Consider the following 3,960-nt stretch of genomic DNA (forward strand, 5'->3'; position numbering starts at 1 on the left):
CTTACTGAAAAAAACTAGAGTTTATCAAGAAGCAAAAGAAGAAGGCGAACTAAAAACTAAGTTAAATATTTTGCCCAAACTTGTACAACGAGGACTTAGCATTCAGGAGATAGCAGAATTATTAGAATTAGATACTGAAACCATTAGAAAGGCTTTGGGAGATAATTCGTAAAGTTTGTTTTTCACTTTCCTGAAACTCTCCCCTTTCCTGACCTTCGCATAGCGTCTTCCTTTGGGAGAAGAAGATTGGTTGGGGGTGAGGTTCTGTTTAGACTCATCCGCATTCAGGAGCTAATCTGATAGACTGACGGAAAATTAAAATTATTATCCCAGATGGTAGCTCAGGGCTAACAACTAAATATATGAGTGAAGCTTTATTTTCTATAGAAAATCTGCGTGTTGCTTATCCTCAGCGTCACGAGGAAGCGCTAAGTTGGGCAATTGATGATGTATCTTTCACCTTGCAACCAGGGGAAAGAATGGGGTTGGTGGGTGAGTCTGGTTGTGGTAAATCAACTCTAGGAAGGGCTGCAATGCGCTTGTTACCCCTTGATAGTCGCGTTGAGGGGCGGGTGAGGTTTCAGGGGGAATCGGTGTTTGATTTGATGCCTGGGCAATTGCGGAAATTTCGGGGAGAGGCGATCGCACTCATTTTTCAAGATCCCATGACACGCCTCGATCCTTTAATGACCATTGGTAAGCATTGTATTGAAACTCTTCAGGCGCATTCACCAAAGTTATCCACCAGGGAAGCGAAAGCACAAGCGATCGCCACTTTAGCAAAAGTGAATATTCCGGCCAGTCGTTGGGATCAATACCCCCATGAGTTTAGTGGTGGAATGCGTCAACGGGTAGCGATCGCCTTGGCTTTACTTCTCAACCCCAAGTTAATTGTGGCTGATGAACCCACCACCAGTTTAGATGTCACCGTCTCGGCACAGATTCTACAAGAATTAACCCGCCTATGCAGTGAAGAAAATATGGCGTTGTTGTTGATTTCTCACGATTTAGCGATGGTGGGCGAGTATTGCGATCGCATCGGTGTGATGTATCAGGGCAAAATAGTAGAAATGGGTGCGACTGAAACTGTATTTAAACAGCCTCAACATGAATACACGCGATCGCTATTAAAAGCAGCTTTACATATTCAAGCAGTGGATGGAGAAAGTAAGAAAGAAACCTCCCAGTCTCCAATATTGCGGATTACAGAATTACAGCAACATTACACTATCGAACCGAATTTTATGGCAAGACTCTGGAAAAAGCCAGGAGAAACCATTAAAGCCGTAGATGGAATTAATTTGGAACTGTATCAAGGGGAAATTTTGGGATTAGTTGGAGAATCGGGTTGTGGTAAAAGCACACTATCAAGGACAATATTGCAACTGATTCGCCCTACTGCTGGCAAAGTTGAATTTTTAGGACAAGATTTAACTACCTTATCACGTCAAGAAATTCGTTCTTCCCGGCGACAAATGCAAATGATTTTTCAAGACCCTCATGCTTGTTTGAATCCAGTGATGACAGTGGGACAAAGCATAGCTGATCCGTTATTTATCCACAATCTGGCTGATGCAGAAAAGGCAAAATCGCAAGTTTTGTGGATGTTGGAAAAAGTAGGATTAACACCGCCAGAACTTTATTATCAACGTTATCCATCAGATTTATCGGGGGGACAGCAGCAACGAGTGGCGATCGCTCGTGCTTTGATTACGCGTCCTAAACTGTTAATCTGTGATGAACCTGTGAGTATGTTAGATGCCAGTGTTCAGTCACAAGTGTTAGATTTAATGTTAGAATTAAAAGTAGAATTTGAACTCACCTATTTATTTATTACGCATGATTTGTGGTTAGCACGGTTTTTATGCGATCGCATTGCTGTCATGAATAGCGGGCAAATTGTGGAATTGGGTACTACAAAGCAGATTTTTACCAATCCTCAACATTCTTATACTATAACTTTATTAGCAGCCGCCCCCTTGTTAGCACGTGCTTAATAATTCCTATAATATTCATACTCCCTCTTTTTAGTAAGCTATCGTTTACACACAAGTTCTGCCTGTTTTGCGTCCTAAATTCCCCAAATTTAGGTGACTTTGAAAATTCTTGTTCCCCCATAATTGGGGGCTAGGGGGCAATTCGATCACTTGTGTGTACACCGTAGCCTTAGTAAGAAGAGGATTGGGGTGAGGTTTCACAGATTTAATGATTCTCTTCAATTAATTTAGTTTTGTTGCCATTTATCCCATAAAGTTCAACAAATCTTTTAAAGAGTAACGTACTGGCATGATTAGAAAATTTGCTTAATTTGAATAAACGCTCAACATTCGTCTCAGTTAAGTTGCGGAGATAGGGTAAATCTTCAAATAATGTCAAACAAGAAGCAAAATGTAACAGTATTTGTAGTAGTGGTTTAGGCCAATTTAAATCACTATAAATATCTATAAATAACTGATGTTCGTTATCCGTCAATGGCAAGATTTGAAAGATAACAATTATTCTTTTATTATTGTAAACGGGGATACTCAGTTCAATTGTATAAGGAGTGTGCAAGATTAAATCTACTTCCACAATCGGTTTTCTCCAAATTCTTAAAGGATTAGCTGGAGAATCTAAAACAGTTTGAAATTTGATGATGCCACCGATTTTTGTGGGCTGAAAGTGGCTAATATTGAGAATTTTTAAGTTGTTTAAGCTGAAGTTATGAACTGTTTCTAAATGTTTTAAATTCAACAGATGATAAATTTGGCAAAGGTAAGGAAAAGGTAATATATACTCTTGGCTAATCATGTGTCGCTTTTTTAATGCAAATTTATTTGTTTGCATTGGACATAAGTTTCCTTGAGATTGGCTATTTTTAATATCAGGTTTTAAATACAGCCAACTAAAAAAAAATAAGGTTGTTGTCAAGAGATGGAAAAATTCCACACTAGATAAATAATTATCAGTATATGCGGCTAAACTCTTATCAAATATTCCGTAAATCCAAGCGGGAATACCTAGCAGCCAAATACTAGTTTTAAATTTACTGATAAATTCGGCTAATTCTCCAGTAGAATCTTGCTCACTGGAGTTTTCTGAAAATTCAGGATTTTTAACTAAATTCTTAGACATAAAAATGTAGGTTTAAATCTTCTCAACTACATTAATCCTAGATATAGCTAATAGAAACAACCTCTACCTTTAGTGCATATAACTTTTTCAATAGTTTTAAATTCAAAATATTTTTTTGTAGTAATGGCTACAAAATTTATTAAATATATTTATTCTAGTCAAATCTTAATTTGGAAAAAATATTTATTATTCCTAATATCAAAATTTCATCTGTTTCTTGAGGATGAAATATAAACAAATCACAACTCTTACTACTGTCACATCATGCAAAATGACGATAAATAAACAAACGAACTGAATTTGTGTAGTAATAACTGCGAATTTTATTATTTTGGTATCATTTTAAAGATTTTCTCAAACAAAAATTTCTCCAAAACGGCAGCAATGACTATCCGCCATGCGAATGAACTTGATTTACCTGCAATAGTGGCAATTTATAATGCATCAATTCCCAGCCGCAAGGCCACAGCTGATTTAGAACCAGTTTCTGTCCAAAGTCGCCTGGCTTGGTTTCAAGGACGATTTCGGCAAAGACCTATTTGGGTAATAGAAGTAGAAGGTATAGTTGTAGGTTGGCTGAGTTTTAAATCATTTTATGGACGGCCTGCTTATGATGCTACAGCCGAAATTAGTATTTATATTTCCCCATCTGTTCATCAACGTGGTTTAGGTGGGCTACTCCTCGCCCAAGCAATTAGCGAAAGTCCAAATTTACGGATAAAAACGCTTTTGGGCTTTATTTTTGCCCACAATCAACCCAGTTTAAAGCTGTTTACCAAATTCGGGTTCCACAAGTGGGGATATTTGCCGCAAGTTGCGGAACTGGATGGTGTGGAACGGGATTTA

3 protein-coding genes are annotated in these 3,960 nt (G+C 37.9%); 2 read left to right on the top strand and 1 reads right to left on the bottom strand.

The window, feature by feature from the left end; all coding sequences use genetic code 11:
- Positions 1–362 precede the first annotated feature (362 nt).
- On the top strand, positions 363–1,997 hold the full coding sequence (locus tag VB654_RS09995; protein WP_323213568.1) for an ABC transporter ATP-binding protein: 1,635 nt from the start codon (positions 363–365) through the stop codon (positions 1,995–1,997).
- 205 nt (positions 1,998–2,202) lie between these two features.
- On the opposite strand, the gene VB654_RS10000 is transcribed toward VB654_RS09995, so the two are convergent.
- On the bottom strand, positions 2,203–3,114 hold the full coding sequence (locus tag VB654_RS10000; protein WP_323213569.1) for a hypothetical protein: 912 nt from the start codon (positions 3,112–3,114) through the stop codon (positions 2,203–2,205).
- Positions 3,115–3,498: 384 nt separating this feature from the next.
- Between VB654_RS10000 and VB654_RS10005 the strand changes: the two genes are divergently transcribed.
- Positions 3,499–3,960, top strand: a 462-nt coding sequence (locus VB654_RS10005) for a GNAT family N-acetyltransferase (protein ID WP_323213570.1), incomplete at its 3' end; no start/stop codon positions are given.

It is taken from the genome of Nodularia sp. UHCC 0506 (assembly GCF_034931045.1).
Classification (GTDB): domain Bacteria; phylum Cyanobacteriota; class Cyanobacteriia; order Cyanobacteriales; family Nostocaceae; genus Nodularia.